Genomic DNA, 19,796 nt, shown 5'->3' on the forward strand with positions numbered 1-19,796 from the left:
GGGCCAATGCTCGGTGCATTTATCGCCGGACTCCTACTTGTTCTCGGTATCGGTGCGGTCGCGGGTGTGGTGACGGCGGCGGTGATGGGCCTGCCCACGCTGGCCATCGCCATCGGCCTGATTTCCGGTGCGTTCTTCGCCGGGCGCGCCGTTTAAGCCCTGAGCCGCTCGCGCAGGCCGGTCGCGCGGACCGCGCGGCGTTCGATGGCCGCGCGTACCTCAGCCTCGGTGCCGACGACGCGTACCTTCGTCTCGGCCCGGGTGACGGCGGTGTAGAACAGTTCCCGGGTCAGTAGGCGCGACTCGACCTCCGGCAACAGCACCGTCACCTCGTCGGCCTGGCTGCCCTGCGACTTGTGGATCGTCATGGCGTGCATGGTCTCCACCTCGGTGAGCCGTCCGGTCGCGAACGATCCGCTCCCGCCTACGCCGTCCACGAAGGCGCGTAGCCCGTCCGGCGTCGCGACCGTGACCCCGGTGTCCCCGTTGTACAGCTTGAGGCCGTAGTCGTTGGCCGTCACCAGGATCGGCCGGCCCGCGTACCAGGACGCCCACCTGGAACCAAGGGGCTCACCGGTCTCCTCGGTCAACCATCGCTGCACCTGACGGTTCCAATGCGCCACCCCGTACGGCCCGTGCCGGTGCGCGCATAGCAGCCGGTGCTCGTCGACGGTGGCCAGGGCGGCGGCCGAGTCACCGAGAATCGCGGCCTGCCGCAGCCGAAGGGCATGCGGCACCAGCACTTCCCGCAGCCGTTCGGCCGCCCCGGCGGGTACCCACTCGATGTGCTCGCCGCCCGCCGCGAGCACATCGACGGCGGCCGAGGCGTCGCCCGCGCGGATCGCCGACGCCAGCGCACCGATCGACTCGCCGAACCGGTGCGAGGTCCGGAGCGCCGCGACGCCACGCTCACCCAGCCCATCCACCAGGTCGGCCAGCACCGCGCCGGCCTCCACCGAGGCCAGCTGATCGGGATCGCCGACCAACAGCAGCCGGGTCTGCGGGCGCACCGCCTCCAGCAGCCGAGCCATCATGGTCAGCGACACCATCGAGGTCTCGTCGACGACGATCACATCGTGCGGCAAGCGGTTCGCCCGATGGTGCCGAAACCGCGACGAGGTGTCCGGGCGCGACCCGAGCAGCCGGTGCAGTGTGGTGGCGGTCAGCCCGCTCAGCCGGGCACCGTCCACCGGATCGAGCCGATTCACCTCGAGCAGCACCGCCTGCTGCAGCCGGGCCGCGGCCTTACCTGTCGGCGCGGCCAGTGCGATCCGCAGCGGTGGGCGTCCCGCCAGCGCGGCCTGCTCGGCCAGCAGCGCCAGCAGCCGGGCCACCGTGGTGGTCTTGCCGGTGCCCGGTCCGCCGGTCAGGACGGTCAGGCCTTGCGACAGTGCGACATTCGCCGCGGCCCGCTGCTCCTCGAACCCGGCGCCGAACAGCCGGGACACCTCGGGTGTCGCGCCGCCGGGGCGGGCCGACACCAGGGCCAGCACGTCCGCGCACACCTGCTGCTCCTCCAGCCAGTACCGGTCCAGGTACAGCAGATCACCGAACAACCGCAGCACCGGCGGGGTGCCGAGCAGGGGGCTGGCCGCCACCACCGTCAGCCAGTCCTCGGCCGCGGGCCACGGCAACTCCGGCCGGTCGACCTGGGCGGCGACCGACCGCAGATCCACGCACACCGATCCGCCGCGCAGCGCCCGCACCGCCAGCGCCACCGCCAGTTCGACGCGCGCGTCGGTTTCGCCGGCCAGCGCGCTCAGCCGTTGCGCGACATGCCGATCGGCGGGTTCGAGGAGTTCGGCGAAGACGTCAAGCATCGAGCAACTCCGAGGTCGCGACCACCAGGGCGGCCGGCGGCTCCCAGCTGAACACCCCGGCCGGATGCCCGTCGACCACCGGTGTGGCCGGCCCGCACATACCCCGCACGAACAGGTACATCACCCCGCCCAGATGGGTGGCCGGATCGTAGCCGGGCAGCCGCCAACTCAGGAACCGGTGTAGCACAACGCTGTACAGCAACGCCTGCAGCGGGTAGTCGGAATGCAGCATGGCCTCGACCATGCGTGCGCGGCCGTAATCGGCGGCGGTCAACCCGGTGTCCCCGGTGCCGAGCCAGTTCGTCTTGTAGTCGACCACGACGAACCGGGACCCGATCCGCAGCACGACATCCACCGAGCCGGACAGATAGCCCCGTAACGGCTGGCTGCCCAGCAGCCCGGCCGACAACCGGTCGGCATAGCCGGCCAGGGGATCGTCGGCGGGCAGGTGTGCCCGCAACAGCGCCCCGACCTCCGATAACTGGGCGAACTCACCGTCACGCAGATCCCCGCCCGCCATCGGGAACTCGAAGTCCAACTCGCACAACCGGTCCGCGAGACCGATCTGGCGCAGCGTCATCCCGGCCGCGAGCGGGCCCAGCGGGGTGTCATGCATCGGCAGCAGCGCCCCGGCCAGCTCCGGCGCCTCGACCTCAACCGGCCAGCGCGCCGCATGCCGTCGCACCTGCGCGGCCAGCTCGGCGGCCAGATCCGCCGCGAACGGATCGGCGGTCTCCAGCACCGCATGCACGAGCGAGCCGAACGCCGGCCCGGTCGGCAACTGCGCCATCGGCGAGGGCAGATCGACACCCTCGGCGGGCGCGACCACCGCGATATCGTCGCTCTCGTCGTCGAGTCCGGCGACCTCCGGTTCGCTGGACACCCCCGAGTCCTCGGCGGCGCGCAGCAGACCGGAATAGGAGGTGCGCCGCCAGGCGGTATCGATGGCCCGGTGGAAGTGCCGGGCCGCCAGATCGGTGCGGGGCGCCGGCGGCCGCACCGGGGCGAACCCGCCGATGACGGACTCCTCGATCACCGGGCCGCCCGCGGCCTCCCATTCGCGCAGCCGGTCCAGCGCCTGTGCGTCGCCGACCTTGGCCGGTGCGCAACGGTCGGGCACGGCGGACTCGCCGGGCCGCCGGCCCCGCAGCAGCCGGGACAGCCCGCCGTTGGGCTCGTCGTTGGACGGCGCCCACCACGCCACCACCTGCGACTGGGCCCGTGTCATCGCCACATACGTCAACCGGCTGTCGTCGGCGGCGGCCTCCGCGCGGCCGGCCCTTGCCACCGCCGGGTCGACCCCGCCGACGTGCAGGCAGCGCACCCCGTCGTCGTGGAACAGCACCAGATCCTGTTCGCGCACATACCGGTTGAACGCGAACGGCAGGTAGACGATCGGAAACTGCAGACCCTTGCTGACCCACACCGTCATGATCTGCACCGCGGCCGCATCGCTGTCCAGACGCCGGTTGCGTTCGGTCTCGCCGCCGGCCTGCGAACGCTGGGTGCGCAGCCAGTCCCGCAGCGCCGCAAGCCCCAACCCGTCCCGGTGTGCGGTGTCGCCCAGCAGCTGGGTCATATGGGCCAGATCGGTCATCAACCGCTCACCGCCCTGCCAGGACAGCACCCGCCGGCCCATCCCGGCCAGCTGCGCGGCCTCGAAGATCGCCGCCACGCCGCGGTTGCGGGCCTGCCCGGCCCAGACCCGCAGCGTCTCGGCGACCCGGTCGGTGAGCTCCTCACCGCCCGCGGCAAGGGATTCGGCGGTCTCCCCGAAGAACATGGTGGCCGCCGCGGCCCGCACCAGACCGGGCCGGTGCGGCTGGTCGAACGCCTCCAGCAGATACAGCCAATCCTCGGCGGCCTCGGAGCTGAACACATCCGAATCACCGGTGTAGACCGCGGGGATGCCCGCCGCCAGCAGCGCGGCGTAGCACGACCTGGCGTCCTTGTGGGTCTCGGTGATCACCGCGATGTCGCGGGCCTGCAGCGGCCGGCCATCGAACGTCGCGCCGGCCGCCAGCAGCGCCCCGATATCGGCGGCCAGATCCCGGCCGATGTGGGTACGCAGCTCGGCGATCGGAATCACCCTGGTGCCGGACCGTTTTCGGGGCACCACCCGCAGCCGGAACGGGTCGTTGCGGGGCGCCCCGACCAGCCGGTGCCCCTCATGGTGGGCCGCCACATCGTGGACGACGATGTCGGGCCCGCCCAGTTGGGCGCCGCGCAGCACCACCTGCAGCCGGTCCACCAGCGCCCGGTCGCTGCGCCAGTTGGTGCCGAGGGTCTGCTTGTCGCCCGCCGTCGCCGCCGCCCGCAGATAGGTCGCGATATCCCCGCCGCGGAACGCGTAGATGGCCTGCTTGGGATCGCCGATGAGGATCAGCGTCGAGCGTCCCGAGAAGGCCCGTTCGATCACCTGCCACTGCACCGGGTCGGTGTCCTGGAACTCGTCGACCATCACGATCGGCCAGCGGTCCGCCATCCGCACCCGGGCCGGGGCATCGTCCGCGATGAGCGCCGTCGCCAGCCGGGTCAGCAGATCGTCATAACCGAGCACCCCGCGCCGGCGTTTGCGGATCTCCAACTCGGCCAGCACATCCCGGGCGAAGCCCAGCCGCACCGCAGCAGGAGAATCCGGCTCAGGGTCGGCGGGCCGCAGCTCGGTCGCCGGATTGTCGACCACCACCTTGGCCAACCGGAGCGCCTCGGCATAGCCGAGTTCGGGATCCTCGCGCAGCGCACCGAAGTGGGCCAGATACAGATCGTCGACGATCTCGCACACCAGCTCGTCAAGGCTCTCCACCAGGGTGACCCCGGAATCACTGTCCCCGGCCACCCCGAGCGATCGCAGCACGATCTGACAGAACTGATGCGTGGTGGCGATGGTCGCGGCGTCGAAACCGGCGAGGGCGTCGCGCAGCCGCTGCCGCCGGGCCGGGCGGTCGGCCGACACCAGATACTCCTCCAGGTCGTTGGCGGCCAGGGCCGGATCGTCCAGCGCCGCAACCGCCGCGACGATCTGGCCCCGGACCCGTTCCCGAAGCTCCTGGCTGGCGGCCCGGCCGAACGTGATGAGCAGCATCTCGTCGAGTGTGGCCACCCCCTCGGCCAGCAGCCGGGTCACCAGACCGGCCAGTGCGAACGTCTTGCCGGTGCCCGCGCTGGCCTCCAACACCGTGGTGGTGTCGCGTTGCGGCAACGGCCCCAACAGATCAAAGGTCTTCACCGGGGCGACCTCTCGGCCCGCAACACGGGTAGCCACAGCCGTTCGGCGTATTCGCCGAGGCCGAGCCGCACCAGGCTGCTCAACCACCGGTCCCGCCCCCAGGCCCGCACATGCGCGGGCGCCTGATCCTCGCCGGGGAACTGGTTGGTGCGCCAGCGGAAACCGGCCTGCTGTTCCGGATCGTCGCCGGAGTGCCGGGCCGCCGCCCAGGCGAACGACGTCTTGACCGGCAGCGGCAGCGGCTGCCGCCGCCCCTCGTCGTAGATGGCCACCAGATCGGCCAGCAACTCGACCGGATCGGCGGGGCCACCCAGACCCCCGACCCTTGGCGTGGTCCCGCGCCGGGGCCGCCCGATACACACCGCCGACCAGTCCCGGCCCGGATACCCGGCGGTCAACGCCAGCAGCGGAATCCACGACTGCAGCAGATGTTTACCGTCGAGCTTGGAATAGGTCACCGACACCAGCCGGTCGGCGAAGACCGGGGACACGGTGCCGGTGAGCCTCCGCCCGGCCCCGACGTCGATGTCCACGTCGTAGGCCTGCCCGTCACCGCCCCGGAACCCCAGCGCCTCGCCGGCCAGCAGCGCGCACTGGTCGCGCAGCGCCACCGCCCGCCGCCAACCCAGCTGACCGGGCGGCAGGGTGCCGCGCCGCCATTCGGCCTGCTGCGCGCCGGCCGGGGTCATCCCGCGCAGGATGTCGCCCAGCATCCGGTCGCCGACGGTCCACTCCTCGAGGGCGTCGATGTCGACGGGCATCACATCCGATACGCCGTCGACATCCCACGGCAGCGTGTAGTCCAGGGCCCGGAAGAACCCCTTCACCGGATCGTTGAAGAACCGGGTGAGATCCTCCAGCGCGACATCGGTGGGTGGGGGAGCCGGCAGGGGATCGGCGAAGAACGGCGGCCGCGAGGCCCGCTGCCCGGCGCTGGCCTGCGCCGCGGTCAACGCGGTCGGATCGAACGTGAACGGTCCACCCGGCACCAGCTCGCCGGGGATGACGTTGCGAATATCGAACGGCTGCAACGGATGTTCGGTGACGACGGGCACCAGGTGTTCGGTGGTGACGGCGAGGGTGTCGAGCAGTTCGGCCAGCGGGACCGCGGGCGGGCGGGGCTGGCCGGAATACTCGTTGGCGCCGGTGTAGGTGACGACGAGCGTCTGGGTGGCCGAACTGACCGCGTCGAGCAGTAGCTGCCGGTCCTCGGAACGGATATCGCGCTCACCGGTCATCGGGTCGCGGGCCAGGGCGTCGTCACCGTCGACGGCGCCCAGCCGCGGGAACACCCCGTCGTCGAGACCGACCAGGCACACCACCCGGTGCGGCACCGACCGCATCGGGACCATCGTGCACACCGTCAGCGTTCCGGTGCGGAAGTTGGCCCGGGTCGGGCGCCCGGCCAGACGCCGGTCCAGCAGTGCCCGAATATCGGCCAGCCGCAACATAGTTGCCGCCGCGCCGGGCTGCTCGGACATCTCGGCGAACTCGCGTCGCACCTGGGCCAGCGGCCACTCGTCGTCGGTGCTGGCGAGCGCGTCGATGGCGCCGGCGAGCGCGGTCAGCCATTCGTCGAGGGGCCGGGTGCCGCTCAACGCGTCCACCGCGGTGCGCAACGTGTCCACGAAATCGGCGAACCGGCCGGCCAACTCGACCCGATTGCTGCTGACGTCGTCGAGCGGCAGCGTCGTCTCCAGCCAGGCGTGCGAATCGTCGGACATCGCCACCCCGGCCAGCACCCGGTCGATCCCGAAACGCCAGGTGTTGTGCACGAAGTCGACCCCGTACGGGCGGCGGTGCTCGCGGTCGAAACCCCAGCGGATGTTCGCCTCACGCACCCATGCGGTGACCGCGTCCAGATCGTCGTCGGTGAACCCGAACCGGGCCCGCACCGGCGCCGACTCGGCCAGGTTGAGCACCTCGCTGGCCGTGGCCCGGCCGCCGGCGACGGCCAGCAGCTGAGCCGCCACCGCGAGCAGCGGATTGGTCTGCACCAGAGCGCGATCCGCCAACCGGACCCGCAGTTTGTGGGCCGGGTGGGTGCCCTGCGATGTGGCTTCTCCCGGGGTGCGGGGGGCCGTCTCGCCGAGGCCGAAGCCGGCGGTGATCAACGGCGCGTAGGTCTCGATGTCGGGGCACATCACCAGGATGTCGCGCGGCTGCAGGGTCGGATCGTCGGCGAGCAGGCCGAGCAGGACCTCACGCAGCACCTCGATCTGGCGGGCCGGGCCGTGACAGCTGTGCACCTGCACCGACCGGTCCGCAGGCCGGTGCGTCCGGCCGGCCGGGCGCACCGCATTGGCCGCGATGTCGGACTGCAGCCAGCCCAGCAGGGTGTCGGGATAGTCCGGCGTGCCGAGATATTCGTCGGTGCCGGGATGCGGGAGGGCCCGATGCAGCTCGCGCAGGTCGCGGCCCAGGGTGGCCAGCAACGGGTGGGCGACCTCGCGGTGGCTGGTGTCCTCGCGGCGGGGGATGGACCCGCTGGGCGGGGACGACGAGCGCCACAGGGCGTCGCTGGGATGGGGCAGCCACAGATGCAGATCGTGGTGGGTGGCCAGCGCGGTGAGCAGTTCGACCTCGGTGACCGGCAACCGGGTATGCCCGAACAGCGACAGCCGTTGCGGCAGATCGGTCGCTGACTCGCTCAGCCGGGCAAGGGTTTTGGCGTGCCGGATATCCGGCGGATCGGCGTCGACCCGCTCGGTGAGCGCCTGCCACAGCGGCCGCTGCCAGGTCAGGTCGTCGGGCAGCCCGGCCCAGTCGACCAGCAGCCGGGGACGCTGCCGGGCGTAGGACGCGAAGAGCCCGGCCAGCCGTCGTGCCACCGCATACCGCCGGCCCTGCCGCAGCTCGCGCTCGTCACCGGCCTCGAAGTGCCCGAGGTGGGCGGCCAGCGTCGCACACCAGGGCTGGTCGAGGTTGTCGTCGATCACCGCGAGCAGCGGCCACACCAGCGCGTCGGGGGACCACGGGTCGGCGTCGGCGGTGCCGATCAACTCGGCGATCAGCGAACGCGGATTGCGGAACTCGACCCCCGCGCACACCCCGAGCCGGTTCGACAGCCGTTGGCTCAGCCAACGTTCCACCCCTTTGGCCGGGACCAGCACCAGTTCCCGGGCGAACGGATCGGGCAGCGGGTCCGACAGCAGCGCGCCGAGGCCGTCGGCGAGCAGATCGGTGCGCTCGGCCCGGTGCAGGTGCAGTGCCATCGGTTGACACCCTATGAGACCCGGTCAGCGTGGTGCGGGGTTTGGCGCCGTGAGTGCCGACGGCCGGGCCGTCATGGCGACCGCGAACGTCAGCGCGGCCGCGATGACGAACGCGACCCGCACATTGAACACGTCGGCGGCGCCGCCCAGCAGGCCCGCCGCGAACGGGCGCGACCCGACGAACCCGACCAGCCACAGCGCCATGATGCGGCCGCGGAGCTCGTCGGGAGCGCGTTCCTGCACCACGGTGCTCAGCCCGGTCATCGACCAGCCGAAGCCGAGGCCCGCGACCGCGAACCCGGCCAGCGCGACCGGGGTGACCGTGCCCGCGGCCAGCAGCGCGCACCCGGCGACCAACAGCCACAACCCGATCGAGGACACCCGGTCCGCGGCCACCCGCCCGCCGAGGAAGGCCAGCACGGCCATCCCGAGCGCGGCACCGATGCCGAACGCCGCGGACAGCGCCCCGACCAGATGCGTGCCCCCGCCGAGTTCTTCGGCCATCGGCGGGGTCAGGGTGATCGACGGGTCGGAGGCGAAGCCGACGGTGCCCACCGCCAGCAGCGCCACCAGCAGGGGGCGGTCACGCCACACATAGCGCAGCGCCGCCCTGACCCGGTAGTCGCTGTCCGGGCGCCGATCCGGCCGGGACGGGAAGGTCATCACGACCAGGAACAGCGCGAAGATCAGATGCAGGCCCGCGCTGATCGCGAAACCGGTGGCCGCCCCGAAATTCGCGGCCAGGTAGGCGCCGACGGCCGGGCCGAGGATGCGCCCGATGGTCATCGGAATGCTGTTGAGCGCCATGGCGGTGGCCAGTTCGCCGTCACGGATCAGGCTGGGCACGATCGACTGCATGGCCGGTCCGCCGATCACGAATCCGAAGCCGACGAGCGTCGAGCCCACCAGGATCGGGACGGCCGCGGCGTTGCCCTGCAGGCCGGGGGCCAGGCTCAGCCACACCGCGATGGCCCCCGATCCGATCATGCACATGAACCGGCCGAGCAGGATCTGGCGGCCCGGGTTGCCGACGTCGGCCCACTTGCCGCTGGTCGGGCTCAGGATCAGCTGGGGCAGGAACTGGGCCACGCCGACCAGGCCGACCATCACCGCCGAGCGGGTCGCGTCGTAGATCACGATGGCCGCGACGATGCCGTGCGTCCACACCGCCACGACCGAGAACATCTTGCCCCAGAACAGCGCACCGAAAACCGGGTCGAACATCAGGCGCAGCGCGCTGCGGGGCTGGGTGGTGAGCTGGGCTGTCACGAACAGACCCCGCGTTCGAAGTCGGTCACCAGCCGCTGCAGCAGGTCGACCAGGTTCTCGACGTCGGCGTCCGGCCAGTCGGCCACCGTCTCGGCGACCATTTCCCTGCGCCGTTCGGTGACATCGGCCAGGGCGGCCCGGCCCTCGTCGGTGAGTACCAGCACGCACCGTCTCTGGTCTTCGGCGGCAAGGGTTTTGGTCAGCAGCCCGGCATTGACCGCGGCGGTGACGGTTCGGCTGGCGGTGGAGTGCTCGACCACCATGTACTCGGCGACGTCCCCGATCGAGGCGCCCAGCCCGGCGTTCTCGCGTTGTTCGACGGCGCGCAGCGTCCGCAGGGTCGACAGCGTCGACACGGCGCCCGCGTCGATCAGTCGGCGTCGCCAGCCCGGGCGTTGCCGGACGGTGTGGACGCGCACCAGGAGCTCATCGAGTTGGTTGTAACGCGGCATCAAATATGCATAGCACATACATATATATTGGTTTCGATCGGGGTGAGCGAAACGGTGTTACGAACGCGAAGCCCAGGCCTTGGCAACCCGTTTGAGAACATCGGCGGCACTGTCGCGGCGAGTGACCCGGATCACAATCCAGTCCATCTCGATCATCGCGTCGATCCGGGCGATGTCCTTGGCCAACTGGTCGGGGTCGGTGTGGTGGATCCCTTCGTATTCGATCGCGATCCGCAGGTCCGGCCACGCACCGTCGACTTCACCGATCACCACCCCGGACTCGTTCCGCACGGGGTACTGGGTTCGTGGTGGCGGGTAGCCGGCCCGAATGACCAGCAGCCGCAGCCAGGTCTCCCGCGGCGACTCAGCACCAGGGTCGACCAGCGCGATGGTGGCGCGGGCCCGCTTGATTCCTTTGCGCCCGGCGTGCCGGTGCACCGCCAACTCGATATCGGCAACTTTCAAGCCTGCCGCCCGAGCCAGCGCATCGATCGCTGCGACGGCGGTGTCCTCGGGAAACCTGCACGCCAGATCGATCGCGGTCCGCGCCGCAGTCGTGACGCGCATGTCGCCGACGAGGCAGATCTCATCCTCATCGATCGCGTCGGCCCAGGTGACGATCCCACGGGCCGGGCGACGATTGGTGTCGATGATGTAGGCGGGCAAACCACGGTCGATCCAACGGGCGCCGTGCAGTGCCGAGGCCGAGAACCCGGCCAGGACGCCACGCCGATTCGATCGCAGCCAGCAGGCCTTGGCGCGGAGCACGGCGGTGGGGCGGGTGCCGTTCGCCACGTAAACATCGCGGTGTACGGCGACAAACTGCGTCCGCAGCGCGTGGCGGGTCACGGTGCGCGCGGTCAGCGCCTCGCTGCCGATGAACGGGTCCGCCATGGACGGAGTGTGCCGATCGGCACCGACAAGTCCGCGTTTGTAACGCTGTGGCGGCAATTCGCGCCGGAAATCGCCATAGCGTTACGAACGCGAGGAATTACCCCGCGAACTCGGTCGGCAGGCCGTCGATCCCGGCCCGGATGGCCGACAATGCCCCGGCCCGGGCCTTGAGCTTGCTGGCCACGTGGGCGCCGGTGTTCAGGGTCGCCGCGGCCTCGGCCGCCACCTGCTGCGCGCGGGCGAGCACCTGGTCGGGCTCCACGATCTCGTCGAGCCAACCGCCCGCGACCGCGGCGTCACCGGAGTACGTCGCCGCCATCGAGACCGCCCGCTGGAACGTCGCAGGCGTCAACCGCAGACGCATGAGCTCGATCGCGGCGATCGGCAGGGTCATCCCGATCGCGACCTCGTTGGCCTGGCAGCGCGATTTCGGCGATCCGACCCGGTGATCACCCGATTGCAGCAGGAACGATCCCATCGCGATCGCGGGCCCGGTGGCGGCCATCACCACCGGAACCGGAAAGGTCAGGGCGCGCACCGCGAGCTCGAAGCCGCCCGCCAACATGGCGAGCACGGCCTCGAGATCGTTGGTGGCGAACACGCTGAGATCGAACCCGCCGCTGAATACGCGCGAGTTACCGGCCAGCACAACGGCTTTCACCTCACCGGTGCTCGCGGCCTGCGCCGCCCGGTCCAATGCCGAGTTGATCTCGGCCTGCATCGCGGGGGACAGCGCGTTGACCTTGCCGTCGTCCAGCGTGATCGTTGCGACGGACTCGCTGTGCGCATAGCTCACCAGGCTGCTCATGGCACAGATGCTACGGAGCGGGGTTGCTGCGGGGTCAGTCAGCCCGGTGCCTGCGCCCGGTCCGCACCGGCCGGTTGATCAGCTCGGTCTCCGGATCGTCATCATCGAAGTCCTCGTCGTCGTCCTCGTGGGTGGCCTCGTAGCGGCTCTTCCAGCGCTCGCGCACCTCGGAGCCGAGCGTCTTGATCCGGTTGATCTCCGAGCGCAGCACCTGCTCGTCGGTCTCCTTGGCCGCGTACTGGTAATACGCCAGCACACCGCGCAGCAGTTCCAGCTTCTGCTTCTCCTGGCGGGCCCGGTCATGGGTGGTGAGCAGTTCCATCCGGTCCACCGGGGGCAGGGTGGCCCAGTCCAGCACGGCGGTGTTGCGGAACTTCCGGCCCGCGGCCTTGCCGCCCGTGGCCGCCGGCTCGTCGTAGTAGGTGATGGCGCCGTCGAAGCGCGACGCGATGGCCTCCCCGAGCTGTTTGCGGTCCAGCGCCGAGTCCCACATGATCCGCCACTCCTGCGACGGCGCCAGGTAGGGGATCTCGGCGGGCAGGTTGAGCGGGGTGATGTCGACGTAATTGTCGTCGTAGGAGCTTTCGTACTTGCCGACGGTCGGCGGGTTCGCGAACTCGAAACGCAACCCGTAGGCCGGGCGCTGCCCGTAGTTGCGGACCACCAACTCGACCAGATGCCAGTCGGCGCCGCTGGGCTCCATGAACATCGACACGTTCGGTTGGGTCAGCTCGGCGCGGCGCTCCCTGGCCTTCAGATACTGCCGCCAGGCGTAGACCAGCGCCACGATGACGACGACAAGGGCCACCCACGCGGCCAGCGCGGTCCACGCGCCCGGATCGAAACCAGCCAACTCGCGCCCCCGATCAGCGATTGAGTCGAAGAACCCCACCAGAGGCTTATACCACGGACGCCGCCCCACGGCAGCGCTCGTACAGCAAACTACGCGGGACGTCCGATCAGGACGCCGCGGCGACGAACATCGTGGCCGGGGCGGGGACCGAGGCCCATGGGCTCGCCGGTGCGGTCATCAGACGCTCACCGCGGGCCAGCCAGTCGGCGTCGGCCCATTCGATGCGGGCGGGCAGCCTGCGCCAGTACTGGGGATGGGACCGCAGGTAGATCTCGACGCTGGCGTGCACCCCGGCATCCAGCGGCACCCGGCGCGCCCCGAAGGTCGGCGACGCCCCGGCCAGCGCATCCACATCGCTTGGCGAGGAGGGACGTTCGTGCACCCGCAGACCGGCGTGGACGGCACTGTCGAGCATCCAGTCGAGGGCGATGTCGGCCAGCGGCCAGCACGCCCCGGCGCCACCCGCGACGTCGCAGTGCGCACCGCGGAACCACACCTCGGCGACCTGGCCGTCGTGGTGGAGCCGCTTGTGCCCGCCGTCCACGGCGACCGCGTGACGGCCCGATTCGACATTGTCGAGCGGGCCGGAGACCGGCCGGGTCCCGGCGATCGGCAGGGCGTCCCACAGCCCGAGGAAGTGCACCGGGACCGGGGTGTGGTTTTCGCCGAGCAGGTGGGCGGCCAGGCGGGTGACCCGCCGCCAATCCTGGTGGGTGCGCGCGGTGCGCGGCAGCAGATAGGTGGCCAGCGCGTACTGCTGCAGATCGTCGGCGTCGGCGGGCAACAGTCCGACGGTGCCGAGCAGGGTCGCCAGCTCGCAGGCCCGCTGCCCGCCGTCCGCGCCGCCGAACAGGAAGATCCGGTCACCCGGCCGCCAGAATTCGCCGACGAACCGATAGGCAGCCTCGACGGCCCGGCGGGCCTCGTCGATCACCGCACCGTGGTGGCCCGGCAGGAGTCGTCTGCCGCCGGGTGCCCCGGCGTTCGAGCGGTACGAGGCGGGCTGATCGGGGCCCTCCAACAATTCGAAGAGCGCCTTGGCGTTGGTTGCGTCGCTGCGGCCCGGATGCTGATCGGTGTGGTCGAAGCACACCACGATGTTCTTCACGACGACCCCCCGGCGGGACTGATGAAGGCTTGCGGTTACCAGTTTGCCGGTCGCGGGTGGAGATGTCCTGGGTATGGCACTACTCGTATCCGGTTTTTCGAGGTCCTTTTGCGATTGCAAGGGGGTCGACAACGAAATCCGTGGATCCGGGCGAATAATTCGGATGATTTGCCCCGCTACGTGCCGCCCTGAACGGGGCATTCCGCAATCGGCGGGGAAAAGCCCGGGCTATCCGGCGCCCATCAGCATGCGCCACTGATCCAGGTTTGACGCCCGGTAGACGTAGTTGCTGCGCGTCACATCGGCCAGTGCCGCGCTCGGCTCGGCGGAGTACCAGTGGCCGGGGAAGACGGTCGGGTCGCCGGGCAGCGCGGCCAGGGCCTGCAGACTGCGGAACATGGCGTCGACGTCGCCGCCGGGAAAGTCGGTGCGCCCGCACCCTTCCAGGAACAGGGTGTCGCCGGCCACCAGCCGGCCGTCCAGCAGGAAGCACTGACTGCCCGGGGTGTGGCCGGGGGTGTGCAGCAGCTCGATGTCGATCGCGCCGACGGCGACCTTGTCGCCGTGCTCGTGGCGGGTCAGTTCGCTCGGCGCGATTCCGGTGACCCGCGAAACCCAGTCGGCTTCATGGGTATTGACGTGCACCGGCACGCTGTCGTGCTCCAACAGCTCGGACAGGCCCTTGAGCGTGAAGCCCATCATCGAGCCGCCCACGTGATCGGGATGGTGATGGGTGACCAGCACGCCGGAAAGGTGCATCCCGTCGGCGTCGAGCGCGTCGACCAGATCCCCCGCCGCATACGCCGGGTCGACCACCACGGCGTCGCCGGTCTCGCGGTCGCCGATCAGATAGGCGAAATTGCGCATCTGCTGTGCGATCACATCGTCGGCCGCGAAGTCGCGACCGGCGAGCAGCTGGCGGAAATACATGCGGTCCTGAGGCGTCGAATCGGACATCGGCTCAGGGTATTGCGCGACGCCCGGACACCAAACCCGCAGGTCTAAAAACCGCACGTGACGAGGTGTTTAACCACACACGGAGAAAATTCGCATCAGAAATGCACCTGGCCCGGTTCACCGACCTCGGCATCCGCGCCATGATGCTGCCGGCCGCGGGCGAGTCCGCCGACCGGCGTATCACCACCCGCACCATCGCGACTGTCCGAGCTCGGCCTGGTGCAGGCCCGGCGGGGCCGGATCGGCGGCCTGACGTTGACCGAGGCGGGCCGGGTGGCCTCGGTCGGCTGGCTGGTGCGTCAACTCGCAGCCTCCCCATCAGCCGCGCTGACCTGCGGTTTGGTGCGGTTGCCGGGGAGGCTGTACCCTCTTTAAGGCCGCGCGGCATCGCGTCGCGGGGACACGCCCCCTTAGCTCAGTCGGCAGAGCGTTTCCATGGTAAGGAAAAGGTCAACGGTTCGATTCCGTTAGGGGGCTCGGTGGTCGCCAAGCTTTACCGAAGGCGAAGTGGCACCCGGATGGCGGTGTAGCTCAGCTGGTTAGAGCGCACGACTCATAATCGTGAGGTCGGGGGATCGAGCCCCCCCACCGCTACAGGATCACTATTTGACTGATTGAAAGAGGGCAGCTGACGTGGCGTCCAGTACCGACGTACGGCCGAAGATCACTTTGGCGTGCGAGGTGTGCAAGCACCGTAACTACATCACCAAGAAGAACCGCCGCAACGATCCCGACCGGCTCGAGATCAAGAAGTTCTGCCCGAACTGCGGCACCCACCAGCCGCACAAAGAGTCGCGGTAGCTCAACGGTCGTGGCTCTTTCGTCGAACATCGTCGGGAAGCACTACCGCCATCCCGAGTATTACGAGGTGGGGCGCGAGAAAATTCGTGAGTACGCGATCGCCGTCAAGAACGACGACGCGTCCCATCACGACGAAGCGGCGGCCGCCGAACTCGGCAACGACGCCCTTCTCGCTCCATTGACCTTCACCAGCGTCTTCGGCTATCAGGCCCAGACGGCGTTCTTCGCCCACGCCAATATCAGTGTCCAGGACGCCCAGATTGTGCAGGTCGACCAGGAATTCAAGTATGTCAGGCCGGTCCTCGCGGGTGACCGGCTGTACTCCGACGTCTACGTGCATTCGGTCCGGCAGGCGCACGGCACCGACATCATCGTGATCAAGACCATCATCACCGACGACGCCGGTGACGTGGTGCAGGAGAGCTTCACGACCCTGGCGGGCCGTGCGGGTGACGGAGAAGAGGGTTTTACTGATGGCGTTGCGTGAATTCAGTTCGGTCAGTGTCGGAGATGCGCTCCCAGAGCGCGTCATACCCCTGACCCGAGGGGATCTGGTCAACTACGCCGGTGTTTCCGGTGACCTCAACCCGATCCACTGGGACGACGACATCGCCAAGCAGGTCGGCCTGGACACCGCGATCGCCCACGGCATGCTGACCATGGGCCTCGGCGGCGGCTATGTCACCGGCTGGGTCGGTGACCCGGGCGCGGTCAAGGAGTACAACGTCCGGTTCACCGCGGTGGTGCCGGTGCCCAACGACGGCGTGGGCGCCGAGATCACCTTCAACGGCCGGGTGAAGTCGGTCGACCCCGACGAGAAGCTCGTCACCATCGCCCTCACCGCGACCGCGGGTGGCAAGAAGATCTTCGGGCGGGCCGTCGCAACCGCGAAGCTGGCGTAAGGATGGCGCTCAAGGCGAACATCCAAGGCATCGTCTACGACTACCCCGAGGTTTTCGAGGTCGGTCGTGAGCAGATTCGGCAGTTCGCGCGGTCGGTCAAGGCCGAGGACCCGGCGAGCTTCAACGAGGAGGCCGCGGCCTCGCTGGGGCACGACGGACTCGTCGCCGGTCCGACGTTCTCGTCGATATTCGCGGTGCAGGTGCAGGCCGCCTTTTTCCGCGACGTCGACCTCGGCATGGAAACCATGCAGATCATCCAGGTGGATCAGAGGTTCGTCTACCACAAGCCGGTCACGGTCGGCGACCGTCTGCACGCGCGGATGGAGATCCAGTCGGTCGACGTGCGGTTCGGCGCCGACATCGTCGTCACCCGTAACGTCTGCACCAATGACGACGGCGAAGTTGTGATGGAGGGGTTCACCACCCTGATGGGCCACGAGGGCGACAACTCCGTCTCGGTGAAGTGGGACCCGGAATCCGGCCAGGTCATTCGCAAGGCGGCAGGCGAATAGACCGGCCCGGCCGGTCCGGCGGGTGCGATTGGTATCTCGCACCCACAGCGGGGTACACTCGGTTCTCGGGGTTTTTCCCATTTCAGCGCGCTTCCGTCCGCTTTACTCCAGCGAACGGCGAGCGCGCGAATTGTGTAAGCCCCGGACGCAGGGAGGGTGCGGCGGCGAGCCGGGGCACCGTCAAAGGGGCGTAGCTCAACTGGCAGAGCAGCGGTCTCCAAAACCGCAGGTTGCAGGTTCAAGTCCTGTCGCCCCTGCTCAACTGAATATTCGACAAGGTGTGGACACTGGAAGGTGACCACGAACAAACCAGTCCGCTAGAAGAAACGGAGCACGCGGTGAGCGACGAGCGCGAAGGTGCCGGCTCCGCAGACGACACCGGCACCGACGCTGACAGCACCGGCGACACCCACGGCCGGACCTCGGTGGTGACCCGCCCGCTGCGCCCGACCGGCAAGCGGTCGCGTCGCGGCGCGGTCGACGATGTCGAAGACGGGGACGAGACCGAACCCGACGCCGAGGCGACCGATACCGCCAAGAACGGCTCCGGCAAGGGTAAGAAGGCCAAGGCCAGGAAGGGTGCGGCGGGGCCGTCACGGAACCCGATCATGTTCGTCGTCAACTACCTCAAGCAGGTGGTCGCCGAACTTCGGAAGGTGATCTGGCCCAACCGCAAGCAGATGGTCAGCTACACCACGGTGGTGCTGGTCTTCCTGGCGTTCATGGTCGCGCTGATCGCCGGGGTCGACTTCGGCCTGGCGCGCCTGGTGTCATTGGTGTTCGGCACCTGATTTGGAATTGAGAGAGGACTGACAACGTGACCACGTTCGACGGCGATGGGACACTCGCCGACGAGACCGTTGACGTCGAGGCCACCGAGACGGAGGCAGTCGACGCCGTCGATGAGCAGGTTGAGGCCGACGAGGCTCCCGCCGAGGACGCCAGCGAGGCTCCTGAGGCCGGCGAGGACGCCGTAGCGGCGCCCGCCGAGGAGGAGGACGAGGACCCGGCCGTCGCGCTCAAGAAGGAACTGCGGCTCAAACCCGGCGACTGGTACGTCATCCACTCCTACGCCGGTTACGAGAACAAGGTGAAGACCAACCTCGAGACCCGCGTGCAGAACCTCGACGTCGGCGACTACATCTTCCAGGTGGAAGTGCCCACCGAAGAGGTCACCGAGATCAAGAACGGCCAGCGCAAGCAGGTCAACCGCAAGGTGCTGCCCGGCTACATCCTGGTCCGCATGGAACTCAACGACGAATCGTGGGGCGCGGTGCGCAACACCCCCGGTGTCACCGGGTTCGTCGGTGCCACGTCGCGGCCCTCGCCGCTGACCCTCGACGATGTGGTGAAGTTCCTGCTGCCGCAGGGTGCGGCCAAGAAGCCCGGCGCCAAGACACCTGCCGCCGCGTCCACCGCCGTGTCCTCCGAGGCCACGCTGGAGCGGCCGGAGATCCTGGTGGACTTCGAGGTCGGCGAGTCGGTCACCGTCATGGACGGCCCGTTCGCGACGCTGCCCGCCTCGATCAGCGAGGTCAACGCCGAACAGCAGAAGCTCAAGGTGCTGGTGTCGATCTTCGGCCGCGAAACACCGGTCGAACTGACCTTTACCCAGGTCGCCAAGATTTAGCCGGTCAAGCGGCTAGAACAACGGGCGCGCCCAGCGCCCTACGGATGAGCAAGTGATGAGCAAGTAAGGAACAGCACAAGCATGGCCCCGAAGAAGAAAGTCGTCGGGCTGATCAAGCTGCAGATCCAGGCCGGGCAGGCCAATCCCGCCCCGCCGGTCGGTCCTGCGCTCGGCCAGCACGGTGTCAACATCATGGAGTTCTGCAAGGCGTACAACGCCGCGACCGAGTCGCAGCGCGGCAACGTCATCCCCGTGGAAATCACCGTCTACGAGGACCGCAGCTTCACGTTCGCACTCAAGACCCCGCCCGCCGCTAAGCTGCTGCTCAAAGCGGCCGGTGTGCAGAAGGGGTCGGGCGAACCGCACAAGACCAAGGTCGCCAAGGTGACCTGGGACCAGGTGCGTGAGATCGCCGAGACCAAGAAGGCAGATCTCAACGCCAACGACGTCGACGCCGCGTCCAAGATCATCGCCGGCACCGCCCGGTCGATGGGGATCACCGTCGAATAACCGGATCGAAGCAGATCCACGTGGAAGGGCTGGCATCGGCCCGCACCACGACTCCAAGAACACGATTGGAAGCACAATGAGCAAGAACAGCAAGGCATATCGCGAAGCGGCCGAGAAGGTCGACAAGGACAAGCTCTACACGCCGCTGGAGGCCGCGAAGCTGGCCAAGGAGACGTCGTCGAAGAATCAGGACGCCACGGTCGAGGTCGCCATCCGCCTCGGTGTGGATCCCCGCAAGGCCGATCAGATGGTCCGCGGCACCGTCAACCTGCCGCACGGCACCGGTAAGACCGCACGCGTCGCGGTGTTCGCCGTCGGTGAGAAGGCCGAGCAGGCCGTGGCCGCCGGCGCCGACGTGGTCGGCAGCGACGATCTGATCGAGAAGATCCAGGGCGGTTTCCTGGACTTCGACGCCGCGATCGCCACCCCGGACCAGATGGCCAAGGTCGGTCGCATCGCCCGCGTGCTGGGCCCGCGCGGTCTGATGCCCAACCCCAAGACCGGCACCGTCACTCCCGATGTCACCAAGGCCGTGGCCGACATCAAGGGCGGCAAGATCAACTTCCGCGTCGACAAGCAGGCCAACCTGCACTTCGTGATCGGCAAGGCGTCGTTCGACGAGTCCAAGCTGGCCGAGAACTACGGTGCCGCCCTCGATGAGGTGCTGCGGGCCAAGCCGTCGTCGTCGAAGGGGCGTTACCTCAAGAAGGTGACCGTTTCGACCACCACCGGCCCGGGCATCCCGGTCGACCCGGCGGTGACCCGTAACTTCGCCGAGGCGTAATCCTTTTCCTGCGCGAGCAGACACAAAACTGCCCCTTTTCATGTGAAAAGGG

General features: G+C 69.0%; 19 protein-coding genes, 3 tRNA genes and 1 pseudogene. 13 read left to right on the forward strand and 10 right to left on the reverse strand.

Annotated elements, in window-relative coordinates; translation table 11 throughout:
- The first annotated feature begins 6 nt into the window (after positions 1 to 6).
- Positions 7 to 156: a hypothetical protein gene (locus tag ACWDTP_RS12690; RefSeq protein WP_450020097.1), complete on the forward strand. Its 150-nt coding sequence runs from the start codon at positions 7 to 9 to the stop codon at positions 154 to 156.
- On the opposite strand, the gene recD is transcribed toward ACWDTP_RS12690, so the two are convergent.
- From recD to ACWDTP_RS12740, 10 genes are all read right to left on the reverse strand, one after another.
- Complete coding sequence (gene recD / locus ACWDTP_RS12695) at positions 153 to 1,820, reverse strand: exodeoxyribonuclease V subunit alpha (protein ID WP_450020099.1); 1,668 nt, start codon at positions 1,818 to 1,820, stop codon at positions 153 to 155. The genes ACWDTP_RS12690 and recD overlap by 4 nt on opposite strands.
- The gene (recB, locus tag ACWDTP_RS12700) at positions 1,813 to 5,049 is read right to left on the reverse strand and encodes an exodeoxyribonuclease V subunit beta (protein ID WP_450020101.1); all 3,237 of its coding nucleotides are present in this window, start codon (positions 5,047 to 5,049) and stop codon (positions 1,813 to 1,815) included. The genes recD and recB overlap by 8 nt, the downstream gene beginning before the upstream one ends.
- Positions 5,046 to 8,264 carry an exodeoxyribonuclease V subunit gamma gene (gene recC / locus ACWDTP_RS12705; RefSeq protein ID WP_450020103.1) on the reverse strand — a complete coding sequence of 1,073 codons (3,219 nt, stop codon included), beginning with the start codon at positions 8,262 to 8,264 and terminating at the stop codon, positions 5,046 to 5,048. Before recC ends, recB begins: the two co-directional genes overlap by 4 nt.
- Positions 8,265 to 8,288: 24 nt before the next feature.
- A complete protein-coding gene (locus tag ACWDTP_RS12710; protein ID WP_450020105.1) occupies positions 8,289 to 9,533 on the reverse strand; it encodes an MFS transporter in 1,245 nt (414 codons plus the stop codon).
- Complete coding sequence (locus ACWDTP_RS12715) at positions 9,530 to 9,985, reverse strand: MarR family winged helix-turn-helix transcriptional regulator (protein WP_450020107.1); 456 nt, start codon at positions 9,983 to 9,985, stop codon at positions 9,530 to 9,532. The genes ACWDTP_RS12710 and ACWDTP_RS12715 overlap by 4 nt, the downstream gene beginning before the upstream one ends.
- A gap of 57 nt (positions 9,986 to 10,042) precedes the next feature.
- Complete coding sequence (locus ACWDTP_RS12720) at positions 10,043 to 10,879, reverse strand: hypothetical protein (protein WP_450020109.1); 837 nt, start codon at positions 10,877 to 10,879, stop codon at positions 10,043 to 10,045.
- A gap of 97 nt (positions 10,880 to 10,976) precedes the next feature.
- Positions 10,977 to 11,687, reverse strand: coding sequence for a crotonase/enoyl-CoA hydratase family protein (locus ACWDTP_RS12725; RefSeq protein ID WP_450020111.1), 711 nt, complete (start codon positions 11,685 to 11,687; stop codon positions 10,977 to 10,979).
- 34 nt (positions 11,688 to 11,721) lie between these two features.
- Positions 11,722 to 12,579: a hypothetical protein gene (locus tag ACWDTP_RS12730; protein ID WP_450020113.1), complete on the reverse strand. Its 858-nt coding sequence runs from the start codon at positions 12,577 to 12,579 to the stop codon at positions 11,722 to 11,724.
- 67 nt (positions 12,580 to 12,646) lie between these two features.
- Entirely contained in the window at positions 12,647 to 13,648 is a 1,002-nt protein-coding gene (locus ACWDTP_RS12735; RefSeq protein ID WP_450020115.1) for a phospholipase effector Tle1 domain-containing protein, read from the reverse strand.
- Positions 13,649 to 13,876: 228 nt separating this feature from the next.
- Positions 13,877 to 14,605 (reverse strand): MBL fold metallo-hydrolase, encoded by a 729-nt coding sequence (locus tag ACWDTP_RS12740; RefSeq protein WP_450020117.1) that lies wholly within the window; start codon positions 14,603 to 14,605, stop codon positions 13,877 to 13,879.
- A gap of 140 nt (positions 14,606 to 14,745) precedes the next feature.
- Here ACWDTP_RS12740 and ACWDTP_RS12745 point away from each other — a divergent pair.
- The 12 genes and pseudogenes from ACWDTP_RS12745 to rplA form a co-directional block, all read left to right on the forward strand.
- A pseudogene (locus ACWDTP_RS12745) lies at positions 14,746 to 14,911 on the forward strand (transcriptional regulator); the annotation flags it as partial.
- A gap of 98 nt (positions 14,912 to 15,009) precedes the next feature.
- Positions 15,010 to 15,082 (forward strand) — tRNA-Thr (locus ACWDTP_RS12750).
- 43 nt (positions 15,083 to 15,125) lie between these two features.
- Positions 15,126 to 15,199, forward strand: a tRNA-Met gene (locus ACWDTP_RS12755).
- Between the two features lie 39 nt (positions 15,200 to 15,238).
- A complete protein-coding gene (gene rpmG / locus ACWDTP_RS12760; protein ID WP_003881823.1) occupies positions 15,239 to 15,406 on the forward strand; it encodes a 50S ribosomal protein L33 in 168 nt (55 codons plus the stop codon).
- 10 nt (positions 15,407 to 15,416) lie between these two features.
- The gene (gene hadA / locus ACWDTP_RS12765; protein ID WP_450020119.1) at positions 15,417 to 15,893 is read left to right on the forward strand and encodes a (3R)-hydroxyacyl-ACP dehydratase subunit HadA; all 477 of its coding nucleotides are present in this window, start codon (positions 15,417 to 15,419) and stop codon (positions 15,891 to 15,893) included.
- Positions 15,880 to 16,308 (forward strand): (3R)-hydroxyacyl-ACP dehydratase subunit HadB, encoded by a 429-nt coding sequence (gene hadB / locus ACWDTP_RS12770; protein ID WP_450020121.1) that lies wholly within the window; start codon positions 15,880 to 15,882, stop codon positions 16,306 to 16,308. Before hadA ends, hadB begins: the two co-directional genes overlap by 14 nt.
- 2 nt (positions 16,309 to 16,310) lie before the next feature.
- Positions 16,311 to 16,820 carry a (3R)-hydroxyacyl-ACP dehydratase subunit HadC gene (gene hadC, locus ACWDTP_RS12775; RefSeq protein WP_450020123.1) on the forward strand — a complete coding sequence of 170 codons (510 nt, stop codon included), beginning with the start codon at positions 16,311 to 16,313 and terminating at the stop codon, positions 16,818 to 16,820.
- A 184-nt stretch (positions 16,821 to 17,004) separates the two neighbouring features.
- Positions 17,005 to 17,077: transfer RNA gene (locus ACWDTP_RS12780), tRNA-Trp, on the forward strand.
- Between the two features lie 81 nt (positions 17,078 to 17,158).
- The gene (gene secE, locus ACWDTP_RS12785) at positions 17,159 to 17,611 is read left to right on the forward strand and encodes a preprotein translocase subunit SecE (RefSeq protein ID WP_450020125.1); all 453 of its coding nucleotides are present in this window, start codon (positions 17,159 to 17,161) and stop codon (positions 17,609 to 17,611) included.
- 26 nt (positions 17,612 to 17,637) lie between these two features.
- Complete coding sequence (gene nusG / locus ACWDTP_RS12790; protein WP_450020127.1) at positions 17,638 to 18,450, forward strand: transcription termination/antitermination protein NusG; 813 nt, start codon at positions 17,638 to 17,640, stop codon at positions 18,448 to 18,450.
- Positions 18,451 to 18,531: 81 nt separating this feature from the next.
- Entirely contained in the window at positions 18,532 to 18,960 is a 429-nt protein-coding gene (gene rplK, locus ACWDTP_RS12795; protein ID WP_450020129.1) for a 50S ribosomal protein L11, read from the forward strand.
- Between the two features lie 76 nt (positions 18,961 to 19,036).
- Positions 19,037 to 19,744 (forward strand): 50S ribosomal protein L1, encoded by a 708-nt coding sequence (rplA, locus tag ACWDTP_RS12800; RefSeq protein ID WP_450020131.1) that lies wholly within the window; start codon positions 19,037 to 19,039, stop codon positions 19,742 to 19,744.
- Positions 19,745 to 19,796 lie beyond the last annotated feature (52 nt).

Source organism: Mycobacterium sp. NPDC003449 (assembly GCF_053588415.1).

Excerpts from the sequence above, each read along its gene's own strand:
- ACWDTP_RS12690 (WP_450020097.1), top strand. The coding sequence starts at position 7 with ATGCTCGGTGCATTTATCGCCGGACTCCTACTTGTTCTCGGTATCGGT.
- recD (WP_450020099.1), bottom strand. The coding sequence starts at position 1,820 with ATGCTTGACGTCTTCGCCGAACTCCTCGAACCCGCCGATCGGCATGTC.
- recC (WP_450020103.1), bottom strand. The coding sequence starts at position 8,264 with ATGGCACTGCACCTGCACCGGGCCGAGCGCACCGATCTGCTCGCCGAC.
- ACWDTP_RS12715 (WP_450020107.1), bottom strand. The coding sequence starts at position 9,985 with ATGCCGCGTTACAACCAACTCGATGAGCTCCTGGTGCGCGTCCACACC.
- ACWDTP_RS12720 (WP_450020109.1), bottom strand. The coding sequence starts at position 10,879 with ATGGCGGACCCGTTCATCGGCAGCGAGGCGCTGACCGCGCGCACCGTG.
- ACWDTP_RS12725 (WP_450020111.1), bottom strand. The coding sequence starts at position 11,687 with ATGAGCAGCCTGGTGAGCTATGCGCACAGCGAGTCCGTCGCAACGATC.
- ACWDTP_RS12740 (WP_450020117.1), bottom strand. The coding sequence starts at position 14,605 with ATGTCCGATTCGACGCCTCAGGACCGCATGTATTTCCGCCAGCTGCTC.
- hadB (WP_450020121.1), top strand. The coding sequence starts at position 15,880 with ATGGCGTTGCGTGAATTCAGTTCGGTCAGTGTCGGAGATGCGCTCCCA.
- hadC (WP_450020123.1), top strand. The coding sequence starts at position 16,311 with ATGGCGCTCAAGGCGAACATCCAAGGCATCGTCTACGACTACCCCGAG.
- rplK (WP_450020129.1), top strand. The coding sequence starts at position 18,532 with ATGGCCCCGAAGAAGAAAGTCGTCGGGCTGATCAAGCTGCAGATCCAG.
- rplA (WP_450020131.1), top strand. The coding sequence starts at position 19,037 with ATGAGCAAGAACAGCAAGGCATATCGCGAAGCGGCCGAGAAGGTCGAC.